We start from the raw sequence: 26,481 nt of genomic DNA on the forward strand, positions 1-26,481 counted from the left end.
TGGGCTATCGCCGCCGGCGAAATGACGTCGGCGCCCGCTTGTAGGTCGCAGCAAACGCGTCGTTGAAGCGGCGGATGCTGCCGAAACCGGCGGCGAAGGCAATCTCCGCCAAGGTCATGTCAGTCTGGTCGATCAGGCGCTTGGCTTCCTGCACGCGCCGGGTCGCCGCGATCTCGCTCGGGCTCGCGCCGGCGTGGCGCATGAACAGACGCAGCAGATGGCGCGGTCCGACGCCAAGCGCTTCCGCAAGCTCCGCCATCGAGGCTCGGTCCAAAAAACCATCATTGATCAGCCGCATCCCGCGCGCCACGGTCGTGGCTGTTCCCATCCAGGCGGGCGAGCCCGGCGCGGCTTCCGGCCGGCAACGCAGGCATGGGCGAAAGCCGGCACGTTCGGCGGCGGCCGCAGTCGGATAGAAGGTGACGTTCTCCGAGCGCGCGGGGCGCACCGGGCAAACCGGCCGGCAGTAAATCCGCGTCGAGCGGACACCGGAAAAGAACAGGCCATCGAATGCGCGCGCACGCGCCAGCCGCGCCCGATCGCACGTCTCCCGGTCGAGATGCGGTGGCAGCGCTTGCGGCTGCGGAAGGCCCTTCATCATCGCGAAAGCATAGTTTGGTCGCGGCGCCCCGAGTAGCCGAAATCGGACTCGATCGGCCGATGAGGTCCGAATTCAGCCAGCCCGCGCCGCCGCGTCCGGAGCATGGTGTCGACCGATCCCGGAGCAAATCGCATGAGCATGCAGGCACCGCAGGCAATTTCGGAGCGGACCGCCCTATCGCTGGAGGTCGGGCTGTTGGTGTTGCTCTCGCTGATCTGGGGCAGCTCCTTCACACTGATCAAGGTGGCGCTCGCGACGGCACCGCCCTTCACCATGGTTGCCGCGCGGGTCACGCTCGCGGCGATACTCCTGATCTGCGCCGCGATCACACAGGAACATCCCCTTCCCCGCCAGCGCTCGGTCTGGGCCGCCCTGCTCGTGCAAGGACTGCTGCAGAGCGCATTGCCCTTCACGCTGATCAGCTGGGGCGAAACGCAAATCCCAAGCGGACTTGCCGGTGTGCTCAACGCGACTCCGCCGCTGTTCGTGCTCATGATCGCACTGATGACCGGGCGCGAGCGCCGAACGATGAACGCCCGGAAAATCATCGGCGTCGCGCTCGGTCTCGCCGGCGTGATCCTGACGATCGGCATCGATGCAAGTGGCGGCACACGGAGCGCGCCGCTGGCGCAGGTGGCCGTGCTCGGCGCCAGCCTTTGCTACGCGCTTGCGCCGATCTGGGGCCAGCGGTTCTCCAGCCTTCCTGCCATCGTCACGGCAGCCGGCGCCATGAGTTGCGCCGCAATCCTGATGCTGCCCATGGCCGCGACCGTCGAACGACCCTGGACACTGGCGCCGACGGCGCAGGCGATCGCGGCGGTGATCGCTCTCGCAGTGATCTGCACGGCACTCGCCATGGTGATCTACTTCCGCCTGATCCGCACGCTGGGTCCGCTCGGCACGACGAGCGGCAGCTATCTGCGCGCGGGATTTGCGGTCGCGCTCGGTATCGCATGGCTTGACGAAGGCTTCAGATGGTCGGTTCTCACCGGAATGAGCCTGATCGTCATCGGAGTCATTGCCGTCACTCTGCCGGCGAGGCACGAGAAACAGATCGGGTGATCCCGGGCACCGGCAAGGCTGCGGCGCTTCCTGCTATCAAATGGGAATAGAGCGCCTGGGCCGGCCGCGAGAGAGCCGCGCGATCCCGGACGCAGGCGAACATGCGCCGCAGCGCCCATGCATCCCTCAACTCCGCGAGGTGCAGGCCCAGCGCCTGCTGGACCGGCGCGGCCACCGAGAGCGGAACGATGCCGATTCCGACGCCCGCTGCAACCAGCCGACAGACCTGCGAATCGTCGCGCATGCGGACCCGGATCCGGATGATCTTTCCCAGGCGTTGCGCCTTGGCGGCAAATAGGCCGTGACTGGGGCCTGCCACGAAGTCGTGATCCAGCACGGCGGCGAAATCGAGGCGTCTGCTTCTGGCGAGCCTGTGACCGTCGGCGCAGATCACGACGTAACGATCGGTCGCAACCGCTTGCGCGGCGAGATCCGCAAGATCCGTCTCCGCAGCGACGATGCCGATATCGGCCGTGCCATCCGCCACGAGCGCGATGATCGCCTCGCTCGGCCGCTCGGCAATGCGGATGTCGATGCTGGGATAGGAGAGCAGGAAGGGCGCGAGTGCCGAAGGAAGATAGCTCGAATATGAGTTCGTGTTGGCGAACAGGCGGACGTGTCCCCGGGTGCCGTCCTGGAACAGCCCGATCTCCTCGCGCAGACGGTCGGCCTGGGCCAGCAGCTGCCGCGCATGCGCGAGCATGGACCGCCCGGCCGGCGACAACGCGACGCCGTGACGCTTGCGGTCGAACAGCTGGACGCCGAGGCGCGCCTCCATGGTGCGAATCCGCGCGCTCGCGGCCGTGAGCGCCATGTTCGCCCGCGCCGCTCCGTGCGTGATGCTGCCCGCTTCGGCCACATGACGGAACAGGTCGAGGTCGGTCTCGTCGAACTTCATCGTCCCAGCCTTCATTTTTTCTGGAGCCTGCGTTCGCATCTTAAGCATTTACGAGCCCAGACGAAACGCTAGCTTCCATTTCTCACGGGAGCAGGCGGCACAGCATTCGATGCAACAACGGGACTCATCTGTCGTCGCACAGCTCTGGATCAGGCTCACGACGGTCGTTTGCGGTTCGGCCTTGCTCGGAGTTGTTCTGACGCAATCCGGCTTTTCGACACGCCAGGCGCTCGCGGGCGCGATCGCCGCCTTCGCGATGGGCGGCTGGGCCAGTGCCGCCCTCGCTGAATCGACCACCGCATTGACGTTCTTCGCGCTTGCGACGCTCGGTCGGATCGCCGAGCCGAAGAGCATCTTCGTCGGGTTCGCCTCGTCGTCATTCTGGCTGGTGCTCGGCGGGATGATCGTCGCACAGGCCATGACGAAGACCGGCCTGGGGCGGCGGCTGGCCGCACTGATCTGTGCTCCGCTCGCGACCAGCTATCCGCGGCTGATCGGAGGCGTGGTGCTCATCAGCTATCTTTTGGCCTTCCTGATGCCCTCCAATATCGGCCGTATCGTGCTTCTGATGCCGATCATGCTCTCGATCGCCGATCAGGCAGGTCTTACGGACGGGAGCAAGGGGCGCATCGGCGTGGTGCTCGCGACCGGTTTTGGGACCTTCGCTCTGTCGACCACGATCCTTCCATCCAACGTACCGAACCTGATCATGGCCGGCGCCGCGGAGACGATCTACGGCGTTCATCTCTCTTATCTCGGGTATCTCACGCTGCACGCTCCGGTCCTCGGACTGGCCAAAGCTGCGCTGCTGGTCGTGCTGATCTGCAGCCTGTTTCCAGACAGGGTCGCAGCGAACACGAAAGCGTCCCTGGCAGCGCCCTCGTCCGCATTGTCGGGCGAGGAAACCAGGCTCGCCGTGCTCCTGGCGGCGACGCTCCTGCTCTGGCTGACGGAGCCATGGCACGGCATTGCGCCGGCCTGGATCGGGCTTGCGGCGGGGGCGATCTGCGTCATGCCGGGACTGGGCATGCTGCATCCGGACGCCTTCAATGCCATCAATCACCGCACGACGCTCTACGTCGCAGCTCTGCTCGGGGTGGTGGCCGTGATCTCGGACGCCGGCCTCGGCGGCGCCTTCGGGCGCGTCGTGCTCGAGGCCCTGCCTCTGCGGAGCGGCGCGGATGCATGGAATTTCGTCATGCTGACGCTGCTGTCGTTCGGCATCTCCCTCATCGCCAGCGCCAATGCCGTCGGCGCGATCTACACGCCGCTCGCCGCAGATCTCGTCCGTGCCACCGGGCTGCCGCTGACGAGCATCCTGATGATCCAGGTCATCGGCTTTTCGACTGTTACCTTCGCCTATCAGGCGCCGCCGATCATGGTCGCGCTGGGCCTCGGCAACGTCTCAATCTCGCACGCCACGCGCCTCGGTCTTGCCATGACCGCCGCCGTACTGCTGGTTCTCGTCCCTCTCGATTACGGATGGTGGCGCCTGATCGGCGCGCTATGAGACCCGCGCCCGCCGCCGAGCGATCACCGACGAGGGATTCGGTCTCAATTGGCAGTTGCAAAGAGCGCGCTCGGCCGCGATGCTGGTGGCCCATGACCGCCAAGTCCGACCAGCCCAAGAGCAAGCCCGAGGACACGCCGCACTATCTCGGCCATCGCGAACGGCTGCGCGAGCGCTTCTACAGCGCCGGCGCGGATGCGCTGAGCGACTACGAGCTCTTGGAGATGGCGCTGTTTCCGGCGCTACCGCGGCGCGACACCAAGCCGCTGGCAAAGACGCTGATCAAGATTTTCGGCTCGTTCGCCGAGGTCGTCCATGCGCCGGTGGCGCGCCTGCGTGAAATCGACGGCGTCGGCGAGGCGGCCATCAACCAGCTCAAGCTGATCGCCGCCGCCGCGCACCGGGTCGCCAAGGGCGAGGTCAACAGCCGCAACGCGCTCTCGTCCTGGAACGAGGTGATCGCCTATTGCCGCACCAGCATGGCCTTCGCCGACAAGGAGCAGTTCCGCCTGCTCTTCCTCGACAAGCGCAACCAGCTCATCGCCGACGAAGTGCAGCAGACCGGCACCGTCGACCACACGCCGGTCTATCCGCGCGAGGTGATCAAGCGCGCTTTGGAGCTGTCGGCGACCGCCCTCATCCTCGTGCACAATCATCCCTCAGGCGATCCTTCGCCGTCGCAGGCCGATATCCAGATGACCAAGGCCATCATCGACATCGCCAAGCCGCTGGGGATTGCCGTGCATGACCACATCATTGTAGGCAGGAGCGGACATGCGAGCCTGCGCGGCATGCGATTGATCTGAACATCTTCCAAGCAAGCATGAGACGACATGAGCGATTGGCTGCACAATCTGCCGGTGCCCTTGATGGCGCTGGTGATCTTCGGTTTCACCTATCTTCTGGCAGCGGTGGTGTTCGTCGTCGTCGCGCTGGTGGCGACGAAGGAGCGCGCGGCATCGCTGAAGGCGATCTCGCCGGGCATGCTGCCGGTGCTCGGCATCATTTTCGGCCTGTTCGTCGCCTTCACCGCGGCCCAGGTCTGGGGTGACAGCGACCGCGCCGGCGCCGCGGTGAGCCGCGAGGCCAGCGCGCTTCGCAGCGCCATGCTGCTCGCCGCCGGCCTGCCGGCGGAGCAGGAAGCCAGGCTAAGCGGGCTGGTGCGGGACTATGTCGGGCAGGCGGTCGCGGTGGAATGGCCGATGATGGCGCATCAGGAGGCCTCGCTGAAAGCGACACCGCCTTCGCTCGCCGAGGCCTTGCAGCTCGTCGTCACCATGATGCCCCAGAGCCGGGCGCAGGAAACCACGCAGCGCGAGGTCCTTGCCGCGCTCGAGCAGGCGCTGGATGCGCGTCGACAGCGCATCATCGTCAGCCTTGCCTCGGTGAATTCAGTGAAATGGTGGTGCCTGTACCTTCAGGCCTTGTGCGAATTGCTGGCGATCGGCTTCGTTCACTGCGACAACCGCCTGGGATCGGCGATCGCGATGGGCCTGTTCGCAACCGGCGTCGCCACCTCGGCGCTGCTGATCGCCGCACACGATCGCCCGTTCACCGGCCAGATCTCGATCTCACCCGAGCCGCTGCGCCAGATCGTGCCGGGGAGCTCGACGGCACGCAATTGAGCGCACCGAGCGCCGGGCCCAATAGTCGCCCCAGGGCTGGATGCCGAGCGGCGTGGTGATGGTGCCGTGGTTCAGTAGCAATAGCGCGGATTGACCCGAACGTAAGACCCGTCCGGGCGCTGCACATAGCAACCGCGCTGATAGGCATAATAGCCGGAGCGGCGGCGCTCGCCTTCGGAGGCAATCGCAGCCCCCGTGCCGGCACCGACGACTGCGCCGATAGCCGCGCCACGGCCACCGCCAAGCGCGCCGCCCACGATCGCTCCGCCCACACCGCCGAGAATGGCGCCGCCGACGGCGTCCTGCGCCATCGCATCATGAACCGGGACAGCCATGGCGACTGCGAAACACGCTGCAATTCCAAGACGTCGAAGCATCCCGAAAGTCTCCCCATTTGATCGGGGGCAGTCATAGCGTTTGGCACGGTCCCGGGCCAGAAGTTTCGTTTGAATCCGGCGCCCCCTGGCGCCAAACGGCAGCCTGGTCACGACACCCCGCGGGGTGAAGCACCCGTCGCGATTACGGATCGACCCAGCGCTGTACGGCTTCGGCGGTGTCCGCGGGCGCCGTGTTGAAGCAGATCGCGGCTTCTGGCGCCAGGCGGTGAACGACATTGAGCACCTTCTCGAACAGCAGCAGCCGCTCCTTCGGCTCGCGCAGGCCTGCGCCGATGACGATGCAATCGAAACGCTCGTCGCGCAGCGCTGATGTCACGGCAGCCTCCGCGGCCTCATCGAGATCGACCAGGCAGCTCGTGACCTCATAGCCGAGGCCACGCAGGCGCAGAAGCTGCGCTTCGATGTAATTGCGCACGAGCTCCGGCGTGAGTTGCGGGAATGCGCTGTAGTCCGCATTGCCGGGTTCGATGCCGATCGCGAGCACGCGCTTGGCCATGACAGGATTCCTTCAGCAGACCGTCTCCGTTGCTAACAGACAGGCGGCCGGCCGGTTCCGGGACTGCGATGGGGCGATCAAGCCGACGACCTGGATATTCTAATCGCCGAGCGCTGCGGCACGACGCTGCATCAGCGCGCGTTCGCGCCCATTGGTCGCAAGATGCGCGGCGGCTTCGAAAGCCTGGCGCGCCTCCGCGAATCGCCCGAGCTTCTGCAGGAAGTCACCACGCACCGCCGGCATATGGTGATAGGCACGCAGCGCGGGCTCGTCGGCGACCGCGTCCAGCACGTCGAGCCCGGCTTGCGGTCCCCAGGCCATCCCGACCGCGACGGCGCGATTGAGCTCGATGATCGGGGACTGCACCAGCTGCGTCAATTCGGCATAGAGCTGCGCGATGCGCTGCCAGTTGGTCGCTCCTGCGGATTCCGCCCTGGCGTGACACGCCGCAATCGCAGCCTGAAGCGCGTAGAATCCGCCGGCCCCGCCGAGCTCGCCGGCACGCTCGAGCGAGCGCAGGCCGCTGCGGATCTGCAGCCAATCCCAGAGCGCGCGATCCTGGTCCATCAGCAGGATGGGATCGCCGTTCGCATCCGTACGCGCACGAGCGCGCGCGGCATTCAGATCCATCAGGGCGACAAGGCCGTGAACCTCGGGCTCATCAGGCGCGAGGCCGGCGAGTACGCGGCCCATGCGCAGCGCCTCGTCGCAAAGCTGCGGCCGTAGCCATTCGTCACCGCGGGCGGCGAGATAGCCCTCGTTGAAGATGAGATAGACCACCTCCAGCACGGAGGCGAGACGCTCCGACAGGGCCTCGCCGCTCGGCGTCTCATAGGCGAGGCCGGAGTTCGACAGCGTCCGCTTGGCGCGGACGATGCGCTGAGAGATGGTGGCCTCAGGCACGAGATAGGCACGCGCGATCTCCGACGTGGTGAGGCCGCAGATCATGCGGAGCGCCAGCGCCGTGCGCGCCTCGCGCGACAGGATCGGGTGGCAGGCAGTGAAGATCAGCCGCAGCAATTCATCGCCGATGTCATCATCGAGCGCGGCGTCGAAATCCGGCACGATCTCCTGCTCCCGCAACATGTCCCGCGCCAGCATGTCGTGCTTGTCCACGAGCATCCTGCCGCGGCGCAGATGATCGAGCGCCCGGCGCCTCGCGGTCGTCATCAACCAGGCGCCGGGGTTATCGGGCACGCCGGTGGCCGGCCAGGCTTCCAGCGCCGCAACCAGCGCGTCCTGAGTGAGCTCTTCCGCAAGCGGCACGTCGCGCAGCATCCGTGACAGCGTCGCGATCAGCCGCGGCTGCACGACGCGCCAGGCTGCGTGAATCGCGGCACGGATGGCGTGATCGATGTCGGCGGCCGTCATCGCCGCCGACTGTTGCGCGCAGTGCTGTTCATCAGGCGTGGGCAGCTACCTTCGCGTTGACCTCGCAGGCGCCATCGACGCCCGGCGTAGCAAAGGCCCGCAGCTCGCAGGTCCCGTCCCAGCCCGGCATATGGTCGAGGTGCAGCTGCATGAACTCCTTGGCCATGGCCAGCGCCTCCGCCTTGTCGCGCAGCTCGAAAATGGCGTAGCCGCCGACCACTTCCTTGGCTTCGATGAAAGGACCGTCGACGACGCTGAGCTCGCCGTCGACGATGCGCACGCGTGCGCCGGTCGCAAGCGGCATCAGTCCGCCATTGTCGATCATCCGGCCGGCCTTGATTTCCCGCTCGGAAATCTTCTGCATGGCCTCCATCAGCGCAGGGGTGGGGCCTTTCATCGGCTGGCTGGAGGTGACGATGTACATGAAGCGCATGCAAAACTCCTGATAAGGCGAGACGCGGCCGGTTCGGCCGCGCGATCAGCTCGCTATGGGGATGACGATCCAGCCGGGGCCGGATCGACATGAGCCCGAAGAAAAATTGGACACAAAAAAATTGCTGAAAACGGAAACGGCTATTGGCGCAGCATGATCAGGGGATCAGCCGTATCGGGAACCCGTCGCCATTGCGCGTTGTCGTCGGCCTCGAACTGCCAGACTTCGCCTGATTTCGACATCAGGATGATCTGGCCGCGCTCCAGCCGCCACTGGGTCGGGTTGAACTGGGCGATCGCCGCATCGCATTTCGGCTTGAGGAAGACCTGGAAATTGTCCTGGTCGGCTTCCGTGTTGGTTAACGTCAGCCCGCAGACCGGCTGGCCGTTGCCGCGAACCATCGCCCAGTCGCCGATCATCTGGTCCATCGACTTGGCCATCGAGCGGGCGGCCGCGAGATCCTGGAGGATATAGACGCCCTCACCCTGGCGCAGGCCTTCGAAGATGCCGGCCTCGACCTCGGTGAAGTCGATCACGGATTCGCCTGATGCATCCTGCAAACGGACGATGTCGAGGCCCTTGATGCTCCAGGCGACGATGTCCTTGGTGAAGGGCAGCGCGGCCTTGCAGGCCGGCTCCAGCTCGAGCTTGAACCCTTGCGCGGTCGCATCGCCCTTCATCGTGACGACGCAGGTCTTGCTGCGTTCGGTGGTCGAGAGCTCCCACTGCCCGACCATCTCCTTCTTCAGGGTCGTCGCATCCTGCGCATGCGCGATGCCGATCGCGGCCAGGCAGGCCGCGACGGCGAATGCAACGATCCGAAGAGCAGTCATCAGCGCCCCTTGAAAGGCGTTTCCACAACCGGCGTCAGCGGCGCCTTGCCTGCGAACCAGGACTTGAGGTTGTCGATCACGAGCTGGTCCATCGCGTTGCGCGTGACGACCGAGGCCGAGCCGATATGCGGCAGCAGCACCACGTTCTGCATGGTCTTGAGCTCATCCGGCACGTTAGGCTCGGCCGCGAACACGTCGAGGCCGGCGGCGAGGATGGTGCCCGACTTCAGCGCCTGGATCAGCGCGGGCTCGTCGACGACAGAGCCGCGCGCGACGTTGATCAGCACGCCGCGCGGGCCGAGGGCCTTCAGCACCTCGGCATTGATCATCTTGTTCGTGCTGGCGCCGCCGGGCACGATCACCATCAAGGTATCCACCGCCTTCGCCATTTCGATCAGATCAGGGTAGTGCTTGTAGGAGACGTCCTTGGACGGATTGCGCGAGTGATAGACCACCGGCACCAGCGAGGCATCGAGCCGGCGCGCGATGGCCTGGCCGATCCGGCCCATGCCGACGATGCCGACCTTGCGGTCGCGTAGCGAGCCGACGCTGAGCGGATAGTTCTGCGTCTGCCAGAGCCCCGAGCGCACGTAGCGGTCGGCCTTGATGAATTCGCGCAAGGTGGAGATCAACAGGCCCATCGCGACGTCGGCGACCTCTTCGGTCAGCACGTCAGGCGTGTTGGTGACGATGATGTTGTGCTCGGCGGCGTATTTGGCGTCGATATGGTCGTAGCCGACACCGAAGCTCGCCACCATTTCGATCTTGGGGAGCTGCGACAGCGAATCCCTGTCGGCGCGGACGGTGTGATAGGTCACCGCAACGCCGCGGATCCTTTCGCGGATCGCCGGTGTCAACCGCTCGAGGTCGCCTCGCGTCTCGGCCTTGTGCACGACGAAATGATCGGAAAACCCGTTTTCGAGGATCGGCCGCACCGGCCCATAGATCAGAAGGTCGATCTTGTCGGACGAAATCGAACCGGTAGACATCAGCTTTCCTTTCCAAGCGCGCTTTCATGCCAGCGCCGCAAAACGAGGTGGGAAACTACCGCCAGCACCCCATAGATGACAATCCCGGCCAGCGACAACAAAAGCAGCGCTGCGAACATGCGGGGTATGTTCAATCGATAGCCTGACTCCGCGATCCTGTAGGCAAGGCCCGAGCCGGCGCCCGCCGTTCCCGCGGCGATCTCGGCCACGACGGCGCCGATCAGCGACAGACCGCCTGCGATGCGCAAGCCACCCAAAATATAGGGCAATGCGGCGGGCAACTTCAGGAAGCGGAGGGTCTGCGGCGGCGATGCGCCATAGAGCTGGAACAGGCCGGCGAGGTTGCGGTCGACCGAATTCAGCCCGAGCGTGGTGTTCGACAGCACCGGGAAAAAGGCGACGATGAAGGCGCAGACGACGACGGCCGTCTGCTGCTCCAGATAGATCAGCAGCAGCGGCGCGATCGCGATGACGGGCGTCACCTGGAGCACGACGGCATAGGGGAACAGCGAATATTCCACCCATTTCGACTGGTTGAACAGCAGCGCCAGCGCGATGCCGCCAATGCTCGCCGCGACAAAACCTTCCAGCGTCGTCAGCAGCGTGGTCGCGAGCGATTGCGACAGCACCGACCAGTCCTTGATCAGCGTCAGGAAAATCACCGACGGCGCCGGCAGCACGTAAGGCGGGATCTCCCGGATGCGAACCACCATTTCCCACGCGGCAAGACCGGCTGCGAACACGATGACGGGCAGTACAAAGCGCACTGCGCTCGGCGCGCCCGACGGCTTTGCGCTTGCGGGGGTATGCGCGTTCATAGCGTCGACTGCCCTGAATAAGACGGCGCCAGTGCTGCGGAGACGCGCCGGCAATAATCGGAATAAGCGGCCGAAGTGCGAAACTCCTCACCGCGCGGCTCGACGGTCTCGATGCGGATGTCGGCCTGAATGCGGCCGGGCCGCGCCGTCATCACTACGACGCGCTGCGACAGGTACACGGATTCGAACACCGAATGGGTGACGAAGATGACGGTCTTGCCAAGGCTGCGCCACAACGCGAGCAGATCGTTGTTGAGGCGGAAGCGCGTGATCTCGTCGAGCGCAGCGAAGGGCTCGTCCATGAGCAGGATATCGGGGTCGGTGACGAGCGCGCGCGCCAGCGACACCCGCATCTTCATGCCGCCGGACAATTCGCGCGGAAAGGCGTCGGCGAAATCGGCGAGTCCGACGCTGGCGAGCGCCGCATCGGCCCGCGCGCGTCCCTCGGCCTTCGGGATGCCGCCGAGCTTCAGCGGCAGCCGCACGTTTTCGCGCACGCTGGTCCAGGGCATCAGGGTCGGCTCCTGGAACACGAAGCCGATGCCATGGCCGATTTGCACCTCACCCTCGTGGCGCGCCACCCGCACGGTGCCCGATGATGCTGCGCTAAGCCCCGCAATCAGTCTCAGCGCCGTCGACTTGCCGCAACCGGACGGGCCGAGCAGCGAGATGAACTCGCCCTTGCGCACGGCGAGGTCGAGCGGCCCCAGCGCCACGACGCCGGTGTCATAGACTTTCGTCACGCCGCGCAGACTGACGGCAAGCGCCGTCAGGCTGGCTTCGACGATGGCCGAGGTTCTGCTCTCTACCATCGACCGCCAACTGCCGCGGCGGCCTTCACCTCTCCCCATCGGGGAGAGGTGGGCGATGCCGCACCACCGTGGTCTCTTCTCAGCATGCGCTACGGCTTGTTCGGGCGCAGCTCGACGCCGACGCCCTTGTTGACGAAGCGCAGCGTGTAGGACTTGCGGAAATCGAGATCGCCCTTCACGACGCCGGCCTTCACCATCTTGTTGAAGAAGGAGGTATAGCGATCGTCGCTCATGGCGCCGATGCCGTTCTTCAGGGAGTCGCCGGAATCGACGATGCCGTATTCCTTCATCTTGGCGACGGAGTAGGCGAGCAGCTCGTCGGTCATCTCCGGATTGAGCTTCTTGATCATGGCATTGCCGGCCGAATTGTCGCCGTAGATGTAATGGTACCAGCCGATCATGGAGGCATCGACGAAACGCTGCACCAGGTCCGCCTTCTTCTCGACGAGCTCGCGGCGGGTCTCGATCAGGGTCGAATAGGTGTTGAAGCCGGCATCGGCGAGCAGGATGACATTGGGCTTGAAGCCCGCGGCCTTCTCGACCGCGAAGGGTTCGGAGGTGACGTAACCCTGCATCGCGCTCTTGGGATTGGCGATGAAGGGCTGCGGATTGAAATTATAGGGGCGGACGTTCTTCTCGCTGAAGCCATATTCGGACTTCAGCCATTGGAAGTAGCTGGTCATGCCTTCCTTGGAGACGAACAGCGTCAGCGGCTTGAGATCCTCGATCTTGGTGACCTTCGCATCCGGCTGCGTTAGCAGCACCTGCGGATCTTTTTGGAAGACCGCGGCGATGGTCACGACGGGGACGTTGTTTGCGACCGCATCGAACGACATCAGCGTGTTCGCGGCCATGAAGAAATCGATCTTGCCGGCGATCAGCAGCATCCGGTTGTTCTCGTTGGGACCACCCGGAACAATGGTGACGTCGAGCCCGTATTTCTTGTAGGTGCCGTCGGCGACCGCCTGGAAGAAGCCGCCGTGCTCGGCCTCGGCGACCCAATTGGTACCGAATGTGACCTTATCCAGCGTCTCGCTGCGCGCCGGCAGGATCGACAGGACAGTGGCGATCAAGCCCGCCGTTAACGCTCGCCGCAGATGAGAGGGGCTCATGAATGCACTCCGTCGATCGCTTCTAGCCGATGTGAAGACAACGCGATAAAACCGCAAGATATCAGGGGACGCCGGCCAGCCGGGCCCGCGTCCCCTGATAACCCCAAATTACGTGACAAATTCGGGTAAAGAAACCTCGATGACGCCTTCCCGCGACTGGACCGAGATCGGCTGGGCCGACGCCGCGCCGGCGGACGCATCGCGCTGGATCGCGGTGCTGCCGCTGGCAGCGACCGAGCAGCACGGCCCGCATCTGCCTAATGAGACCGACGTGCTGATCGCGCAGGCCTATCTAGCGCGAGTGCACCAGGTGTTGCCCGCGTCCATCCCGGCGACGTTCCTGCCCGTCGAACTCGTGGGCATCTCCACCGAGCATATCGACTATCCGGGCACGCAGACGCTGCCGACCGAGGTCGCGCTGAAGCGCTGGACAGGGATTGGCGAGGAGATCGCGCGACGCGGCGTGAGGAAGCTCGTCATCATCACCAGCCACGGCGGCAACAGCGCGGCGATGATGCTGGTGGCGCAGGATCTGCGCGCGCACCAAAAACTGTTCGTGGTGACGACGTCGTGGTCGCGCCTGTCGGCTGCGGACAAACTGTTCCCGTCAGACGAAGTGCGCCACGGCATTCACGGCGGTGCCGTCGAGACCTCGATCATGCTGGCGCGCTATCCTGAGCAGGTGCGCAAGGACGCGATCGCAGATTTTCCCGCGAGCAGCATCGCGATGGAGCAACAATATCGCTGGCTCTCGACGCAGCGGCCTGCGCCCTTCGCCTGGCAGGCGCAGGATCTCAACGCCAGCGGCGCCGTCGGCAACGCGACGCTCGCAGTGGCAGAGAAGGGCGAGCAGCTCCTCGATCGGGGAGCGCGCGCTTTCTGCGAGCTGCTGGCTGAAGTCGATAACTTCGACGTGAACAGGCTCGCCAGGGGCCCGCTCGGCTAGCCCTTATCTTCCTGGAATGACTTGGGAAATGCCGAGCCCCTCAGTCCACCTGAAGCGCCTTCGAACCTGGTACGGCAAGCCTCCGTCCAACTGGGCACGCGGACCACAACGGACCGCCTCAACCCGGATGGAGTTTCACATGTCGATCAAGACCAAGCTCGCCGCACTCGCTCTCGCGACCCTTGCCGTCACCGGCAGCATCGCCGCCACCACCTCGCAGGCCGAAGCCAAGCCGCTCGGCTGGGGCTGGGGTGTCGGCGCCGGCATCGCCACCGCCGCCGTCGTCGGCGCTGCGGTCGCCGCCAGCAATGATCCCTATTACTACGGCTATCACCGCTGCGGCTGGGTCGCCCAGTACAACGCCTTTGGCCAGTACATCGGCCGCGTTCGTAGCTGCTACTGATTTGAGATTCTGAGGCCGATCTCACGTGGATCCTGCGTCCGACACGGGCGCCTCATCCACCCCGTGTCGTGCCCCCGGCCCGCCCGGTAGTCCCCCCGGGCGGGTCATCCTTTTTTGCGCATGCGAGTTTGTTGCAGTCGCGTCACATAAGGATGCGAACCATCGTCTGCGACATTCTGCAGTAATTGCTATTGCGAATGATTAGCAATAAGGTTCGCAACAGATACAGGGACTTGGCAAGAACCCTGGGATGCAATCGCCTCGAAGCGAGATCATTTCCCCGGTCGCCTGAACAGCCAGGACCCTGATGACAGGATCGCCGCGAATTGGCAGGGATGTCGGGGCGATTGGGGCGCGGTCGCGTCTGGGGGCGTGGTTTTGACGTTGAGAGTTCTTCGTTACAGGTATTTGCGGACCGCCGCGGCGCTCGCCTCGGGCGTGCTCGTGCTGCCCGCCTCCGGTCGCGCCGCCGATTTGCCAGTGAAGGCGCCGGTCGCAAAGACCCTGTACGACTGGACCGGCTTCTACGTCGGCGGTCATATCGGCTATGGCGATGCAGGCTTCGGCCCCGGCACCAACCCCCTGCCGGAGCAGGGCGGGCTGCTGCCTCACAGCGCGACCGGTTTCATCGGCGGTTATCAACTCGGCTACAACAGGCAGCTTTCCAACCGCGTGGTGCTCGGCATCGAGGCCGATTCAACGTTCACGAGCCCGGCCGATGGTCCGGCGCTCGCGCGCTCGCCCGCGCCCTTCAACACGACGATCGACTATGTCGGCACCGTGCGCGGCCGCGTCGGTTATGCCTTCGATCGCTTCATGCCTTACGTCACCGGCGGCTTTGCATGGGGGCATACGCGCATCAACGTCAATGACGGGGACGGCATCACGTCGATCTTCCCGGTCGGCCACTATCAGGCCGGATGGACTGCGGGGCTGGGTTTCGAATACGCGGTCAGCGGCAACTGGACCGCGAAGGCCGAATACGACTATGTCGACCTGTCGCGCAAGACCTACGACCTCAGTGGGTTTGGCCTCGGCAGCGTCAATGTCGACCCGCGCATTCATCTGTTCAAGCTCGGCCTGAACTACCAGTTCGGCGACACGCCCTGGATGCCGGCGGTCGGTAAACCCAAATTGCCCGAGTCCGACGACTGGAACGTCCACGCGCAGACGACCGTGTTGCCGCAAGGTTATGGGCCGATCCATTCGCCGTATGCGAGCCCGCAGAGCCTGCCCGGCGGCGGCCAATTCCAGGCGACATGGACCACGACGGCGTTCCTGGGCGCACGGCTCTGGGACGGCGGCGAGTTCTATTTCAATCCCGAGCTCGCGCAGGGCTTTGGTCTCAACGGCACGCTCGGACTTGCCGGATTCCCCAATGGCGAAGCGCAGAAGGCCGGCGCGGCGTTCCCAAAGATCCGCGCGCAGCGCTACTACATCAAGCAGACCTTCGGGCTCGGCGGCGAGCAGGAGGATGTTGCCGACGGCCCCAACCAGCTCGCCGGCAAGCGCGACATCGATCGCGTCACACTGATCGTCGGCCGCTTCGCGGTCGGAGATTTCTTCGACGCCAATGCCTACGCGAAGGACCCGCGCGCCGACTTCATGAACTGGGCGATGTGGGCGTCGGCAGCCTATGATTTCCCTGCCGATCTACCCGGCTACACCCGCGGCGCGGTGGCGGAGTTCAACCGCAAGGGCTGGGCGATCCGCGCCGGTCTGTTCCAGGTGCCGGACGCGCCGAACAGCGATGTGCTGACTTTCAAGACCGGTGGCTCGGTGGTCGAGTTCGAGGAGCGTCATACGCTGCTCGAACAGCCCGGCAAACTGCGCGTCGGCGTCTTCGCCAACAGCGGCAACACCGCGAACTACCGCGAGGTCCTGGCGCTGGCAGCCGCCAATCCCGGGCTCGACATCAACGGCGTCGCGACGGCGAGCCAGCGCACGCGCTCGAAATACGGGGTCTATGTCAATTTCGAACAGCAACTCGTCAGCGACGTCGGACTGTTCGCCCGCGCGAGTTGGAACGACGGCCAGAACCAGATCCTGTCCTTCACCGACGTCGATCGCAGCCTGTCCGGCGGTCTGTCAATCAAGGGGAGCCGCTGGGGACGGCCGGACGACACGATCGGCATCGGCGGCGCCGTCAACGGCCTCTCGGCCGCACATCGCGACTTCCTCGCGTCCGGCGGCACCGGTCTTCTGATCGGCGACGGCCGGCTCAATTATCACACCGAACGCATCCTCGAGGCCTACTACGCCTATTCCGTGATCAAGAACGTCACGCTCACGGCGGACTATCAATTGATCGCAAATCCCGCCTACAACGCCGATCGCGGGCCGGTTTCGATCTTCTCCGGCCGAATACACGCCGAGTTCTGAAGCCGGATTCTGGATCAGAGACGCTACGCCGCGCGGACCGCATCCAGGAATTTGCCGACCTCGGCCGCCGCGGCGATGCGGGAGGGATTCCCGAGCTGGTCGATGCCGGCCTCGATGCGCTCGCGATCAGCCTCCACACGTCCCTGCATGCGATCCATCAGCGAGAATTCAGCTGCCACAGCGCCGTCGCGCGCCGCGAGAGGAACGCTCATCGCCGGTCTGCAGCCGCGGTGATGCCGTCAGCCGCCGCGCGGGGTGGTCGGCGACGAGGTTCCCTCGCGGAGGCAAATGCCGCTGGATTACCCGCACTTCCTCGCAGAAATACCTATATCAATGCGTGCTGCGATCCGCAGTCACACTCGATCCCGGAACGTCAATGCTCTCCGTCGAACTCATCATCGTCGTCGTCCTGATCGTCATCAACGGCCTCTTGTCCATGTCCGAGCTGGCCGTGGTCTCATCACGTCCGGCGCGGCTGTCGCTGCTTGCCGCCAAGGGCGTGCGGGGCGCCGAGCGCGCGCTGACGCTGGCTGCCGATCCCGGCAAATTCCTCTCGACGGTGCAGATCGGCATCACGCTGGTGGGCGTGCTCTCGGGCGCCTTTTCCGGCGCGACGCTCGGGCAGCGACTGACGCAATGGCTGGTCGAACTCGGCCTGTCCGCAGGCATTGCCGACGTCGTCGGCGTCGGCATCGTCGTCACCATCATCACCTATGCGACCCTGATCGTCGGCGAGCTGGTGCCGAAACAGGTGGCGCTGCGCGACCCTGAGAGCATCGCGGTCAAGGTCGCGCCCGCGATGCACGTGCTGGCGCGGGTCTCGCTGCCGCTGGTGTTTCTGCTCGACGTCTCCGGCAAGCTGATCCTGACGTTGCTCGGCCGCGGCGGCAAGGCCGGGGAGAAAGTGTCGGAGGACGAGATCCATCATCTCGTCAGCGAAGCCGAAAGCGCCGGCGTGCTCGAGCCCGGCGAGAAGGAGATGATCGCCGGCGTGATGCGGCTCGGCGACCGCCCGGTCGGCGCGGTGATGACGCCGCGCACCGAGGTCGACGAGATCGACCTCAACGATGATCAGGACGCGATCCAGGCGCTGATCGCGAAGAGCCCGCATTCGCGCTTTCCGGTTTGTGACGGCGATCGCGACGAGCCGATCGGCGTACTGCAGGCCAAGGATCTGCTCGTCGCCTATATGCGCGAGCGCACGCCCGATTTGCGCGCGCTGTTGCGCGAGGCGCCGATCATCCCGGCGTCCGCGGATGCGCGCGACGTGCTCGCGATCCTGAAGGCGGCGCCAGTCCATATCGGCCTCGTCCATGACGAATATGGCGGGTTCGAGGGCGTCGTGACCGCAGCCGACATTCTGGAATCGATCGTGGGCGCCTTCCACTCCGAGGAAGGCCCGCCGGAGCCGGCCTATGTGAAGCGCGCGGATGACTCTCTGCTTGTCTCCGGCTGGATGCCGGTCGACGAGTTCTGCGATCTGCTCGGCATCGAGGCGCCGCCGCATCACCGCTACAACACGGTAGCCGGCCTCGTGCTGCAGCAGTTCAACGCGCTGCCCGATGTCGGCGATGCCTTCGACTTCGCCGGCTGGCATATCGAGGTGGTCGATCTCGACGGCCGCAGGATCGATAAGATCCTGGCGACCCGGCTGAGTGAGGTGGAGACGGGATGAGCAAGCGCCAGCCCGTTACCCGAACCGCACCCCGATCCGCTTCTCTTTGCGCCACACCACCGTGCAGGCGAGATGCGCTCCGTCGGCTTTGATGGCAAGGGTGAAGTGCTCGGGAATCCCGACCGGGCTGGTGACGCCGAGCGCCGCGCCGGTGTCGGAGAAATTGCGGACCGTGCAATCGATCGCGCCGCCGCCGAACTCGATGGTTCCGGCTTTCAAGACGCGATGCCTGGCTTTGTTGCGCCGTTCGTCCATAGGCACAACCTACAGCCAAAGTTGAACCAATCCTTAAACGCCAGCACGCTCGCAATGAATTTACACGGCCGGCGCACTCAGAGCGCCGGCTGGAACGTTTCCGCCCGCGCCATCCGCCAGGCGTCGCGAAATCGAGCGTCCTCGGTGCCTTCGAGCAGCTCGCCCGGGCGCAGCGCCGGATAGAGCTGGGCGAAGGACTTCACGTCGGTCGTCGAGGTGCGCTGGGTGAAGTGGATCGGGCGCAACTCCTGCGGATGCTCCAGGCCCGCCGCGGCGATCAACTCGGTCAGCGAGTGCAGCGTGGCGTGGTGATAATTGTGCACGCGGTCGATCTTCAGCGGCACGTAGAGCGCGCGCGCTCGCGTCGGATCCTGTGTCGCGACGCCGGTCGGGCAACGGTCGGTGTGGCAGCTCAGCGATTGGATGCAGCCGAGCGAGAACATGAACCCGCGCGCTGAATTGCAATAGTCGGCGCCGATCGCCATTGCACGCGCCATGTCGAAGGCGGTCGCGATCTTGCCGGACGCACCGATCTTGATGCGGTCGCGCGCATTGATGCCGACCAGTGCGTTGTGAACGAAATTGACGCCCTCGCGCATCGGCATGCCGAGGTGGTCCATGAACTCCAGCGGCGCCGCACCAGTGCCGCCCTCATTGCCGTCGACGACGATGAAGTCAGGGTAGATGCCGGTCTGAAGCATCGCCTTGCAGATCGCCAGAAACTCCCAGGGATGGCCGATGCAGAGCTTGAAGCCGGCCGGCTTGCCGCCGGAAAGCTTTCGCATCTCGGCAATGAATTGCATCATGCCAACCGGCGTGGAGAAGGCGCGGTGCGAGGCCGGCGAGATGCAATCTTCACCCATGGAGACGCCCCGGATCTTGGAGATCTCCTCGGAGACTTTCGCCGCCGGCAGCACGCCACCATGGCCGGGCTTGGCGCCCTGGCTGATCTTGAGCTCGACCATCTTGATCTGGTCCTGGCTTGCAACGCGGGCGAATGCCTCGGGATCGAACGTGCCGTCGCGATGGCGGCAGCCGAAATAGCCCGAGCCGATCTCCCATATGATGTCGCCGCCCATCTCGGCGTGATAGGGACTGAAGCCGCCCTCGCCCGTGTCATGGGCGAAGCCGCCCTTCTTGGCGCCCGCATTGAGCGCGCGCACCGCATTCGGGCTGAGCGCGCCAAAGCTCATCGCCGAGATGTTGAACACGGAGGCCGAATAGGGTTTTGCGCAATCCGGCCCGCCGATGGTGACGCGAAACTTCTCCGCGGCATGCGCCTTCGGCGACACCGAGTGATGCATCCACTCATAGCCCTCGCGATAGACGTCCTCCTGGGTGCCGAACGGTCGTTTGTCGAGCTGCATCTTGGCGCGCTGATAGACCACCGCGCGGGTGTCGCGCGAGAATGGCATGCCGTCCTTCTCGCTCTCGAAGAAATACTGCCGCATCTCCGGGCGGATCTCTTCGAGAAGGAAGCGAATATGCGCCGAGATCGGGTAGTTGCGCAGCACCGCGTGGCTTTTCTGCATGAGATCGCGGACGCCGAGCAGCGTCAGGGCACCGAAGATGAGAATCGGCACCAGCAGGATGTCGAAGATCTTGCGGTCGGCGATGCCGATGCCGACCAGCAGTGCAGTGACGACGGCGCAAATCGTCAGGACGATGAAGCGCGGCGAGAAGGGAAGCAGCAGGATTTCGGCGATCCCCTCTTCCGCCAGCGGCAGCCGTTTTGGAGATTCCTGCGTCTTGATGTCGTCGGCCACGATTGCCACCCTCTCGTCAGCGTGAGGCGGTACGATACGCCTACGCCTGTCATACGGATATGACGCAGCGCTTGTTTCAGGCTAGCGAATTCGGCCGGGAAAAATCAATCAGCCCGATGGGCGGGCTCGCTGCAGTGCAGCAGGGGGCGGGAGGGATTTTGGACGGCGCGGGCAGTGCAGGCGGCACACTGGAAGGCAGAGCCCGCGGGCGCCTCCACAAATTCAGCCGTCATCCCGGGCAAGCGCAAGCGCAAGCGCAGACCCGGGATCCATAACCACAGGATTTCGTGGCTGAGAAAAGGGCCGTCACTCCGAGTTGTCGGACAACCACCGCCGGTGGTTATGGATCCCGGATCGGCGCGCGCTTGTGGCGCGCTGGTCCGGGATGACGGCGGAGTTATGGGCTAGCAGCCCAGCGCGACACCGAGCACCACCTACCGCTCGACGAAGGCCTTCTCGATCACGAAATGGCCGGGCTTGTTGCCGGAGCCCTCGACGAAGTCGCGGCTCTCGAACATCACCTTGAGCTCTTCGAGCATCGCCGGGCTGCCGCACATCATGACGCGGTCGGTGGCGATGTCGAGCGGGCCTTGGCCGATGTCGTTGAAGATCTGCTCGGAGTTGATGAGGTCCGTGATGCGGCCGCGGTTCTTGAACGGCTCGCGGGTCACGGTCGGATAATACACCAGCTTGTCCGCGAGCAGCTCGCCGAACAGCTCGTCCTCGCGCAGATTCGCGACCAGCTTCTCGCCATAGGCGAGCTCGGAGACTTGGCGGCAGCCGTGCACCAGAACGATGCTCTCGAACTGCTCGTAGACCTCGGGGTCCTTGATGAGGCTAGCGAACGGCGCAAGGCCGGTGCCGGTCGACAGCAGCATCAGCCGCTTGCCAGGGAGCAGGTTGTCGGTAATCAGGGTGCCGGTCGCCTTGCGGCCGACCAGGATGGTGTCACCTTCCTTGATCTTCTGCAGGTGTGAGGTGAGCGGGCCGTCCTGCACCTTGATCGAGAAGAACTCGAGCTCTTCCTCGTGGTTGGCGCTGGCCATGCTGTAGGCGCGCAGCAACGGGCGGCCATCGACCTCGAGGCCGATCATAGCGAATTGACCATTCTGGAACCGGAAGCCGGTATCGCGCGTGGCGCGGAAGCTGAACAACGTGTCGGTCCAATGCTGGACGGAAAGGACCTTCTCTCGGTAAAACGCGCTCATGATTTTCGATATTCCGAATGTCTGCGGTTTTAGGGCAAAAGCGTTGCCCTGCCCTGAAAACGGGGCGGACACCATTGCCATGGCGGAAGAATTCGCCTGTGTGATCTACGCCATTGAGACCAATAATCAACCTGAAACGGCATGCAATCGACGCCGATCAAGGGCGCATTTCTGCTTGAAATCGCTAAAGAATTAACGATTTTCTCTTCCATGCCGCATTGCGGCAATTTCTTTGCTCAAATGGCTGACGGAACAGCACTTAATTTCCATCGGCCCTCGCGAAAAAGTCATTAAGGATGTCGCAAGGCCGCGACACATCCGTCGGCGATCCGGCAAAATGGTTCGACAATGCCCCCTCGTGAACGAATCTTCGTCACAGCGATACGGCACTATTGTGCACGTCACGGCATCTCGGTGGATGTGCGCGCCGGCGGCTGGCTGATAGCGATGCGCCGCGGTGGGATCAGCCATTTCGCCTTCGGCTACGACATCGGGCTGAACAGCGCGATTGCGCACCGGCTCGCCAACGACAAGTCGGCGACATCAGAGGTGCTGCAGATGGCGGGCGTGCCCTGCATTCCCCATCACCTCTTCCTCAACCCGAAGCTGGGCACGCACGTCGCCGGACCCGCCTGGCGCGATGCGATGCTCGCCGTGCTTCATGACAATCCGCAAGGCGTGGTCGTGAAGCCCAACGAGGGAACGTCGGGCCGCTCTGTATTCAAGGTAACGATGGAGGCGGAACTCGATCACGCGGTTGGCAAGATTTTTTCGATGAGCGTCGGTCTCGTGATCTCGCCCTACGTCGCGATCGAGGAGGAAGTCCGGGTGATCCTGCTCGATGAGGCGCCTCGCATCGTCTACAGCAAGCAGCGCGGCGCGGATTGGCGGCACAATCTCGATGCCGGGGCGAAGCCGGTGCTGCTGGAGGATGACAAAGGCCGCACGACTTGCGTGAAGCTCGCGAGCGATGCCGCGCGCGCCATCGGCATTACCTTCGCCTCGATCGACGTGGTCCGTGTCGACGGTGCTTGGAAGGTCCTGGAAATCAATTCCGGCGTGATGATGGAAGCACTGGGCAAACTGCACCCGGACCTGGTGCAGGCGACGTATGATGCGGCGCTGGACCGGGTGTTTGGGAAAGGCGCCGCAGGCGATGACCTATCGCCCTCATCCTGAGATGGCCGCTTCTTCAGCGGCCCTCGAAGTACGACGGCCCCGACTGCCAGCTCGGCCGTTCATCCTTCGAGGCTTGCTCAGCGGCGCGCTTGCACCGCCGAGCGCGCACCTCAGGATGACGGAGAGAAAAGCAACTGCCGCTAATTATTCGCGCTCGCCGAATCGTCCATCGCCTTGAAGGCTTCTTCCAGTTGCAGCGAGATCGGCACGTTCATCCGCTCGCCGGTCGGCATCCGCGCCATGAACCATTTGTTGTAGAGCGGCACGAGATCGTGGTTGGAGCCGAGCTTCCGGAAAGCGCGTTCGACCACCGCGGAGAGTTGCGGCTCGCCCCTGCGGAACATGATGCCGTAGGGGTCGTAGGACAAATAGTCGCCGGTGACGCGGAACTTGTCCTGCGCCTTGTGGCGCACGATCAGGCCCGAGAGCAAGATGTCGTCGGTCGCGAATGCGTCGGCCTTGCCGTCGACCAGCATCTGGTACGACTGCTCATGATCCGCGCCGACGACGATGGTCAGTCCCAGCGAGGACTTCTGGTCGGCGGCCCGGATGGCCTGCTCGTTGGTGGTGCCCTTCGTCACCACGATGGTCTTGCCCTTCAGGTCGGTCAACGACTGGACGCTGGAGGCCTTGGGGACCATCAGCTTGGTGCCGGCGACGAACATCAGCGGCGAGAAGGCGACGCGCTTGCCGCGCTCGGAGTTGGCTGTGGTCGAGCCGCACTCCAGATCGATCTTGTTCTGGAGCAGCGCGTCGATGCGGTCATCCGAGGTGACCTTGACATAATCGATTCTGAGATTGGGATCGTCGACCTCGGCGCCGATCTCCTCGACGATCGCCTCGCAGAGTTCGAGGCTGTAGCCGATCGGCCTGTTGGCCTGATCGAGGAAAGAGAAGGGTGGCGAGCTTTCGCGGTAGCCGAGCCGCACGGCGTGCGCGGCCTTGATGGCCGATAGCGTCGGGCTAAGCCCTTCGCTGCCGCCGGTCTGCGCGAGAGCGTCCGTTGCCAGCAGGCACGCTGCCAGCAACAGACCGCCCGAAATCGCCATCAATGGGCGCATGACGCACTCCCGTCAGTGGCCGGCCATCGCGGGCACTTCGCCCGGCACCATATCGCCTGGCACGACGTCGCTGGGTCCCATCGCATGCTCGGGCCCGAGCTCACCCTCCCACTTCGCCACGACGGAGGTCGCCAACGTATTGCCGATCACGTTGGTAGCGCTGCGGCCCATGTCGAGGAACGTATCGATGCCCATGATCATGAGCAGACCCGCCTCGGGGATGTTGAACTGCGCCAGCGTCGAGGCGATCACGACGAGAGAGGCGCGCGGCACGCCGGCGACGCCCTTCGAGGTGATCATCAAGGTCGCGAGCAGCGCCAGCTGCGTGCCGAGCGGCATGTCGATGTGGTAGCTCTGCGCGATGAAGATGCTGGCGAACGTGCAGTACATCATCGTGCCGTCGAGATTGAAGGAATAGCCGAGCGGCAGCACGAAGCTCGAGATCCGCGACGAGGCTCCGAAGCGGTTGAGCCCTTCCAGCGTCTTCGGGTAGGCCGCCTCCGAGCTTGCAGTGGAGAACGCAATCATCAGGGGCTCACGGATCAACCGCAGCAAATGGCTGTAGCGCGGACCGATCACGATGAAGCCGACAATCACCAGGATGCCCCAGAGGAGGAACAGCGAGAGATAGAATCCGCCCATGAACACGATGAGCTTCCAGAGCACCAGCAGGCCATTCTTGGCCACGGTCGCGGTGATGGCGGCCCACACCGCGAGCGGCGCGAACAGCATCACATAACTCGTCACCTTCAGCATGATGTGGCTGATATCGTCGATCAGCGCCAGGATCGGCTTAGAGCGCTCCGGCAATGCACCCATCGCCACCGAGAAGAACACGGCGAAGATCACGATCTGCAAGATCTCGTTCTGCGCCATCGCGTCCGCGATCGAGGTCGGGATCAGATGGGTCAGGAACTTCTCGATCGAAAAGGCGGAGACCGGCAGCCCGGTCGATTGCCCCGCCGCAGGCAATGTGCCCGGGAAATTCGCGCCGGGCTGCAGCAGATTGACCATGATCAGGCCCAGCATCAGCGACACGAAGGAGGCGCTGATGAACCAGCCCATGGTCTTGGCGAAGATGCGGCCGAGCTTGGCGCCCGAGCCCATATGCGCGATGCCGCCGACAAGCGTCGCGAACACCAGCGGCGCGATGATCATCTTGATCAGGCGCAGGAACATCATGGCGATCAGGTTGATGGCGGAGGCCCATTCGGCGCGGGTGTCGGGCAGGAAGTTGTAGATCGCCGAGCCCACGATGATCCCGAGCACCATCGCGCCTAGGATGTATTGCGTAAACCTGTTCGACATTGCTTACCCCCACGTACACCGGCGCTTCATGATGTCGCAGATGTCAGGGCGACGCAACACGCTTTGCGTGTGGACGCGTTGGCCGGATGTTCCCGTTGTGCAATGGAACGCGGCGATTTAGCCTTCGTGCAGCGCACAACGATGCAGTCTGCACGCTTTCTTTGCGGCCCCTGCATCAATAATCGCCAGGCAATGAGGGGAAAACGCCATGACTGCAAACGTCAATCGCCAGATTCTTCTGGTGGAAAAGCCCAGTGGCAAGCTCGGGCCCGAACATTTCAAGATGGTGGAGAGCGCAGTGCCGGAGCCGAAGGACGGCGAAGCCCTGCTGCGGGTGCGTTACATTTCGCTCGACGCTGCCAACCGCGCATGGATGCACGGTGCAACCTACCGCTCTGCCGTCGAAGCCAACAGCGTGATGGCCGGTGGCGCCATCGCCGAGGTCATCAGTTCCAAGGCTGAGGGTCTTGCGCCCGGCGATATCGTGTTCGGTGACACGGGCTGGCAGGAGTTTGCTGCAGTGCCAGCGAAACACTTGACGAAAATGCCGAAGCTCGAGCCGATGACGCATCTGCTCAGCGTGTTCGGCATCGCCGGCCTCACGGCCTATTTCGGCCTGCTCGAAGTCGGCAAGCCGAAGGAGGGCGAGACGGTCGTGGTCTCTGCGGCCGCGGGCTCGGTCGGCTCGATCGTCGGGCAGATTGCCAAGATCAAGGGATGTCGCGTCATCGGCATTGCCGGCGGGGCGGACAAGTGCAACTGGCTGACCTCCGAACTCGGCTTCGATGCCGCCGTCGACTACAAGGACGGCGCCGTATTCAAGGCACTGCGCGCGGCGGCGCCAAAGGGCATCGACGTCTATTTCGACAATGTCGGCGGCGACATTCTCGAAGCCTGCCTTCCGCAGATGAACAATTACGGCCGCATCGCCTGCTGCGGCGCGATCTCGCAATATGACGGCGCGCCCTCGGCGCACGGGCCGCGCGGCGTGCCCGGCCTGATCGTGGTGAAGCGGCTCGTCATGCAGGGCTTCATCGTGATGGACTTCATGAAGGACAGCCAGCGCGCGCTCACCGACCTGCAGGCCTGGGTGAAATCCGGCAAGCTGAAAGTCCAGGAAGACATTATCGATGGCCTCCAGAACACGCCGAAAGCGCTGATCGGATTGCTCGCCGGCGAGAACCGTGGCAAGCGCATGGTGAAGCTGTGACGACGTAGTTACGTCGTAATCTCCCTGTCATTATCTGCTTGCGGTAGAGGTCGCGGCGGCCAATGATGCTGCGCGCGGCGTTGCCTCGCGACGATTTTGCTTGCATCGCTTATTGATAATGCGTCGGCGT

General features: G+C 64.3%; 27 protein-coding genes. 10 read left to right on the forward strand and 17 right to left on the reverse strand.

The annotated features are described in order from the left end of the window. Positions 1–4: 4 nt before the first annotated feature. Positions 5–601: a bifunctional transcriptional activator/DNA repair enzyme AdaA gene (locus tag BM374_RS13835; RefSeq protein ID WP_092292885.1), complete on the reverse strand. Its 597-nt coding sequence runs from the start codon at positions 599–601 to the stop codon at positions 5–7. Between the two features lie 132 nt (positions 602–733). Between BM374_RS13835 and BM374_RS13840 the strand changes: the two genes are divergently transcribed. Continuing rightward, positions 734–1,663: a DMT family transporter gene (locus BM374_RS13840; RefSeq protein WP_092293468.1), complete on the forward strand. Its 930-nt coding sequence runs from the start codon at positions 734–736 to the stop codon at positions 1,661–1,663. Here BM374_RS13840 and BM374_RS13845 read toward each other — a convergent pair. After that, a complete protein-coding gene (locus tag BM374_RS13845; RefSeq protein ID WP_177248284.1) occupies positions 1,626–2,576 on the reverse strand; it encodes a LysR family transcriptional regulator in 951 nt (316 codons plus the stop codon). The genes BM374_RS13840 and BM374_RS13845 overlap by 38 nt on opposite strands. 94 nt (positions 2,577–2,670) lie before the next feature. Here BM374_RS13845 and BM374_RS13850 point away from each other — a divergent pair, with 94 nt between their 5' ends. The 3 genes from BM374_RS13850 (at position 2,671) to BM374_RS13860 (ending at position 5,696) form a co-directional block, all read left to right on the forward strand. Next, complete coding sequence (locus tag BM374_RS13850; protein ID WP_092292889.1) at positions 2,671–4,071, forward strand: SLC13 family permease; 1,401 nt, start codon at positions 2,671–2,673, stop codon at positions 4,069–4,071. 92 nt (positions 4,072–4,163) lie between these two features. Continuing rightward, the gene (gene radC / locus BM374_RS13855) at positions 4,164–4,877 is read left to right on the forward strand and encodes a RadC family protein (RefSeq protein WP_092292891.1); all 714 of its coding nucleotides are present in this window, start codon (positions 4,164–4,166) and stop codon (positions 4,875–4,877) included. Positions 4,878–4,904: 27 nt separating this feature from the next. Further along, positions 4,905–5,696 carry a bestrophin-like domain gene (locus BM374_RS13860; RefSeq protein ID WP_092292893.1) on the forward strand — a complete coding sequence of 264 codons (792 nt, stop codon included), beginning with the start codon at positions 4,905–4,907 and terminating at the stop codon, positions 5,694–5,696. A 71-nt stretch (positions 5,697–5,767) separates the two neighbouring features. On the opposite strand, the gene BM374_RS13865 is transcribed toward BM374_RS13860, so the two are convergent. The 9 genes from BM374_RS13865 to BM374_RS13905 all read right to left on the reverse strand — a co-directional run bounded on the left by BM374_RS13865 (position 5,768) and on the right by BM374_RS13905 (position 12,958). After that, positions 5,768–6,073, reverse strand: coding sequence for a YMGG-like glycine zipper-containing protein (locus BM374_RS13865; RefSeq protein WP_092292895.1), 306 nt, complete (start codon positions 6,071–6,073; stop codon positions 5,768–5,770). Between the two features lie 142 nt (positions 6,074–6,215). Next, entirely contained in the window at positions 6,216–6,590 is a 375-nt protein-coding gene (locus BM374_RS13870) for a hypothetical protein (protein WP_092292897.1), read from the reverse strand. A gap of 99 nt (positions 6,591–6,689) precedes the next feature. Continuing rightward, the gene (locus BM374_RS13875; protein ID WP_092292899.1) at positions 6,690–7,961 is read right to left on the reverse strand and encodes an RNA polymerase sigma factor; all 1,272 of its coding nucleotides are present in this window, start codon (positions 7,959–7,961) and stop codon (positions 6,690–6,692) included. 31 nt (positions 7,962–7,992) lie between these two features. Beyond that, positions 7,993–8,394, reverse strand: a complete 402-nt coding sequence (locus BM374_RS13880; RefSeq protein ID WP_092292901.1) for a YciI family protein — start codon at positions 8,392–8,394, stop codon at positions 7,993–7,995. A gap of 140 nt (positions 8,395–8,534) precedes the next feature. Beyond that, entirely contained in the window at positions 8,535–9,227 is a 693-nt protein-coding gene (locus BM374_RS13885) for an AprI/Inh family metalloprotease inhibitor (protein WP_092292903.1), read from the reverse strand. Continuing rightward, positions 9,227–10,216, reverse strand: coding sequence for a 2-hydroxyacid dehydrogenase (locus tag BM374_RS13890; protein WP_092292905.1), 990 nt, complete (start codon positions 10,214–10,216; stop codon positions 9,227–9,229). Before BM374_RS13890 ends, BM374_RS13885 begins: the two co-directional genes overlap by 1 nt. Further along, complete coding sequence (locus BM374_RS13895) at positions 10,216–11,034, reverse strand: ABC transporter permease (protein ID WP_092292906.1); 819 nt, start codon at positions 11,032–11,034, stop codon at positions 10,216–10,218. The genes BM374_RS13890 and BM374_RS13895 overlap by 1 nt, the downstream gene beginning before the upstream one ends. Beyond that, positions 11,031–11,846, reverse strand: a complete 816-nt coding sequence (locus BM374_RS13900) for an ABC transporter ATP-binding protein (RefSeq protein WP_092292908.1) — start codon at positions 11,844–11,846, stop codon at positions 11,031–11,033. Before BM374_RS13900 ends, BM374_RS13895 begins: the two co-directional genes overlap by 4 nt. An 89-nt stretch (positions 11,847–11,935) precedes the next feature. After that, positions 11,936–12,958 carry an ABC transporter substrate-binding protein gene (locus BM374_RS13905; protein WP_092292910.1) on the reverse strand — a complete coding sequence of 341 codons (1,023 nt, stop codon included), beginning with the start codon at positions 12,956–12,958 and terminating at the stop codon, positions 11,936–11,938. 139 nt (positions 12,959–13,097) lie between these two features. Between BM374_RS13905 and BM374_RS13910 the strand changes: the two genes are divergently transcribed. The 3 genes from BM374_RS13910 to BM374_RS13920 all read left to right on the forward strand — a co-directional run bounded on the left by BM374_RS13910 (position 13,098) and on the right by BM374_RS13920 (position 16,689). Further along, positions 13,098–13,904 (forward strand): creatininase family protein, encoded by an 807-nt coding sequence (locus BM374_RS13910; RefSeq protein WP_092292912.1) that lies wholly within the window; start codon positions 13,098–13,100, stop codon positions 13,902–13,904. A gap of 139 nt (positions 13,905–14,043) precedes the next feature. Then, positions 14,044–14,307 (forward strand): hypothetical protein, encoded by a 264-nt coding sequence (locus BM374_RS13915; protein WP_177248285.1) that lies wholly within the window; start codon positions 14,044–14,046, stop codon positions 14,305–14,307. A gap of 384 nt (positions 14,308–14,691) precedes the next feature. Beyond that, entirely contained in the window at positions 14,692–16,689 is a 1,998-nt protein-coding gene (locus BM374_RS13920) for a carbohydrate porin (RefSeq protein ID WP_502689432.1), read from the forward strand. A gap of 23 nt (positions 16,690–16,712) precedes the next feature. Here the strand turns inward: BM374_RS13920 and BM374_RS13925 are convergent, their stop codons facing one another. Beyond that, positions 16,713–16,901, reverse strand: a complete 189-nt coding sequence (locus tag BM374_RS13925) for a hypothetical protein (RefSeq protein ID WP_092292918.1) — start codon at positions 16,899–16,901, stop codon at positions 16,713–16,715. Positions 16,902–17,065: 164 nt separating this feature from the next. Between BM374_RS13925 and BM374_RS13930 the strand changes: the two genes are divergently transcribed. After that, on the forward strand, positions 17,066–18,364 hold the full coding sequence (locus BM374_RS13930) for a hemolysin family protein (RefSeq protein ID WP_092292920.1): 1,299 nt from the start codon (positions 17,066–17,068) through the stop codon (positions 18,362–18,364). A gap of 15 nt (positions 18,365–18,379) precedes the next feature. Here BM374_RS13930 and BM374_RS13935 read toward each other — a convergent pair whose 3' ends face one another. The 3 genes from BM374_RS13935 to BM374_RS13945 all read right to left on the reverse strand — a co-directional run bounded on the left by BM374_RS13935 (position 18,380) and on the right by BM374_RS13945 (position 21,593). Further along, positions 18,380–18,619, reverse strand: a complete 240-nt coding sequence (locus tag BM374_RS13935; protein ID WP_092292922.1) for a PilZ domain-containing protein — start codon at positions 18,617–18,619, stop codon at positions 18,380–18,382. 77 nt (positions 18,620–18,696) lie between these two features. Next, positions 18,697–20,385, reverse strand: coding sequence for an FMN-binding glutamate synthase family protein (locus tag BM374_RS13940; RefSeq protein WP_502689433.1), 1,689 nt, complete (start codon positions 20,383–20,385; stop codon positions 18,697–18,699). A gap of 434 nt (positions 20,386–20,819) precedes the next feature. Next, complete coding sequence (locus tag BM374_RS13945) at positions 20,820–21,593, reverse strand: ferredoxin--NADP reductase (protein WP_092292924.1); 774 nt, start codon at positions 21,591–21,593, stop codon at positions 20,820–20,822. A 348-nt stretch (positions 21,594–21,941) separates the two neighbouring features. Here BM374_RS13945 and BM374_RS13950 point away from each other — a divergent pair, with 348 nt between their 5' ends. Next, positions 21,942–22,772 (forward strand): ATP-grasp domain-containing protein, encoded by an 831-nt coding sequence (locus tag BM374_RS13950; RefSeq protein ID WP_092292927.1) that lies wholly within the window; start codon positions 21,942–21,944, stop codon positions 22,770–22,772. A gap of 140 nt (positions 22,773–22,912) precedes the next feature. On the opposite strand, the gene BM374_RS13955 is transcribed toward BM374_RS13950, so the two are convergent. Continuing rightward, the gene (locus BM374_RS13955; protein WP_092292929.1) at positions 22,913–23,833 is read right to left on the reverse strand and encodes an amino acid ABC transporter substrate-binding protein; all 921 of its coding nucleotides are present in this window, start codon (positions 23,831–23,833) and stop codon (positions 22,913–22,915) included. 12 nt (positions 23,834–23,845) lie between these two features. Further along, positions 23,846–25,141 carry a dicarboxylate/amino acid:cation symporter gene (locus BM374_RS13960; protein ID WP_092292931.1) on the reverse strand — a complete coding sequence of 432 codons (1,296 nt, stop codon included), beginning with the start codon at positions 25,139–25,141 and terminating at the stop codon, positions 23,846–23,848. A 208-nt stretch (positions 25,142–25,349) separates the two neighbouring features. Here BM374_RS13960 and BM374_RS13965 point away from each other — a divergent pair, with 208 nt between their 5' ends. Beyond that, positions 25,350–26,351: an NADP-dependent oxidoreductase gene (locus BM374_RS13965; RefSeq protein WP_092292933.1), complete on the forward strand. Its 1,002-nt coding sequence runs from the start codon at positions 25,350–25,352 to the stop codon at positions 26,349–26,351. Positions 26,352–26,481 lie beyond the last annotated feature (130 nt).

Origin of the sequence: Bradyrhizobium sp. Ghvi (assembly GCF_900115265.1) — a bacterium.
Taxonomy (GTDB): domain Bacteria; phylum Pseudomonadota; class Alphaproteobacteria; order Rhizobiales; family Xanthobacteraceae; genus Bradyrhizobium.

Excerpts from the sequence above, each read along its gene's own strand:
- BM374_RS13845 (WP_177248284.1), bottom strand. The coding sequence starts at position 2,576 with ATGAAGGCTGGGACGATGAAGTTCGACGAGACCGACCTCGACCTGTTC.
- BM374_RS13895 (WP_092292906.1), bottom strand. The coding sequence starts at position 11,034 with ATGAACGCGCATACCCCCGCAAGCGCAAAGCCGTCGGGCGCGCCGAGC.
- BM374_RS13905 (WP_092292910.1), bottom strand. The coding sequence starts at position 12,958 with ATGAGCCCCTCTCATCTGCGGCGAGCGTTAACGGCGGGCTTGATCGCC.
- BM374_RS13935 (WP_092292922.1), bottom strand. The coding sequence starts at position 18,619 with ATGGACGAACGGCGCAACAAAGCCAGGCATCGCGTCTTGAAAGCCGGA.
- radC (WP_092292891.1), top strand. The coding sequence starts at position 4,164 with ATGACCGCCAAGTCCGACCAGCCCAAGAGCAAGCCCGAGGACACGCCG.
- BM374_RS13870 (WP_092292897.1), bottom strand. The coding sequence starts at position 6,590 with ATGGCCAAGCGCGTGCTCGCGATCGGCATCGAACCCGGCAATGCGGAC.
- BM374_RS13960 (WP_092292931.1), bottom strand. The coding sequence starts at position 25,141 with ATGTCGAACAGGTTTACGCAATACATCCTAGGCGCGATGGTGCTCGGG.
- BM374_RS13880 (WP_092292901.1), bottom strand. The coding sequence starts at position 8,394 with ATGCGCTTCATGTACATCGTCACCTCCAGCCAGCCGATGAAAGGCCCC.
- BM374_RS13885 (WP_092292903.1), bottom strand. The coding sequence starts at position 9,227 with ATGACTGCTCTTCGGATCGTTGCATTCGCCGTCGCGGCCTGCCTGGCC.
- BM374_RS13925 (WP_092292918.1), bottom strand. The coding sequence starts at position 16,901 with ATGAGCGTTCCTCTCGCGGCGCGCGACGGCGCTGTGGCAGCTGAATTC.
- BM374_RS13865 (WP_092292895.1), bottom strand. The coding sequence starts at position 6,073 with ATGCTTCGACGTCTTGGAATTGCAGCGTGTTTCGCAGTCGCCATGGCT.
- BM374_RS13860 (WP_092292893.1), top strand. The coding sequence starts at position 4,905 with ATGAGCGATTGGCTGCACAATCTGCCGGTGCCCTTGATGGCGCTGGTG.
- BM374_RS13850 (WP_092292889.1), top strand. The coding sequence starts at position 2,671 with ATGCAACAACGGGACTCATCTGTCGTCGCACAGCTCTGGATCAGGCTC.
- BM374_RS13840 (WP_092293468.1), top strand. The coding sequence starts at position 734 with ATGAGCATGCAGGCACCGCAGGCAATTTCGGAGCGGACCGCCCTATCG.
- BM374_RS13930 (WP_092292920.1), top strand. The coding sequence starts at position 17,066 with ATGCTCTCCGTCGAACTCATCATCGTCGTCGTCCTGATCGTCATCAAC.
- BM374_RS13875 (WP_092292899.1), bottom strand. The coding sequence starts at position 7,961 with ATGACGGCCGCCGACATCGATCACGCCATCCGTGCCGCGATTCACGCA.
- BM374_RS13900 (WP_092292908.1), bottom strand. The coding sequence starts at position 11,846 with ATGGTAGAGAGCAGAACCTCGGCCATCGTCGAAGCCAGCCTGACGGCG.
- BM374_RS13955 (WP_092292929.1), bottom strand. The coding sequence starts at position 23,833 with ATGCGCCCATTGATGGCGATTTCGGGCGGTCTGTTGCTGGCAGCGTGC.
- BM374_RS13965 (WP_092292933.1), top strand. The coding sequence starts at position 25,350 with ATGACTGCAAACGTCAATCGCCAGATTCTTCTGGTGGAAAAGCCCAGT.
- BM374_RS13890 (WP_092292905.1), bottom strand. The coding sequence starts at position 10,216 with ATGTCTACCGGTTCGATTTCGTCCGACAAGATCGACCTTCTGATCTAT.
- BM374_RS13910 (WP_092292912.1), top strand. The coding sequence starts at position 13,098 with ATGACGCCTTCCCGCGACTGGACCGAGATCGGCTGGGCCGACGCCGCG.
- BM374_RS13945 (WP_092292924.1), bottom strand. The coding sequence starts at position 21,593 with ATGAGCGCGTTTTACCGAGAGAAGGTCCTTTCCGTCCAGCATTGGACC.
- BM374_RS13835 (WP_092292885.1), bottom strand. The coding sequence starts at position 601 with ATGATGAAGGGCCTTCCGCAGCCGCAAGCGCTGCCACCGCATCTCGAC.
- BM374_RS13950 (WP_092292927.1), top strand. The coding sequence starts at position 21,942 with ATGCCCCCTCGTGAACGAATCTTCGTCACAGCGATACGGCACTATTGT.
- BM374_RS13915 (WP_177248285.1), top strand. The coding sequence starts at position 14,044 with ATGTCGATCAAGACCAAGCTCGCCGCACTCGCTCTCGCGACCCTTGCC.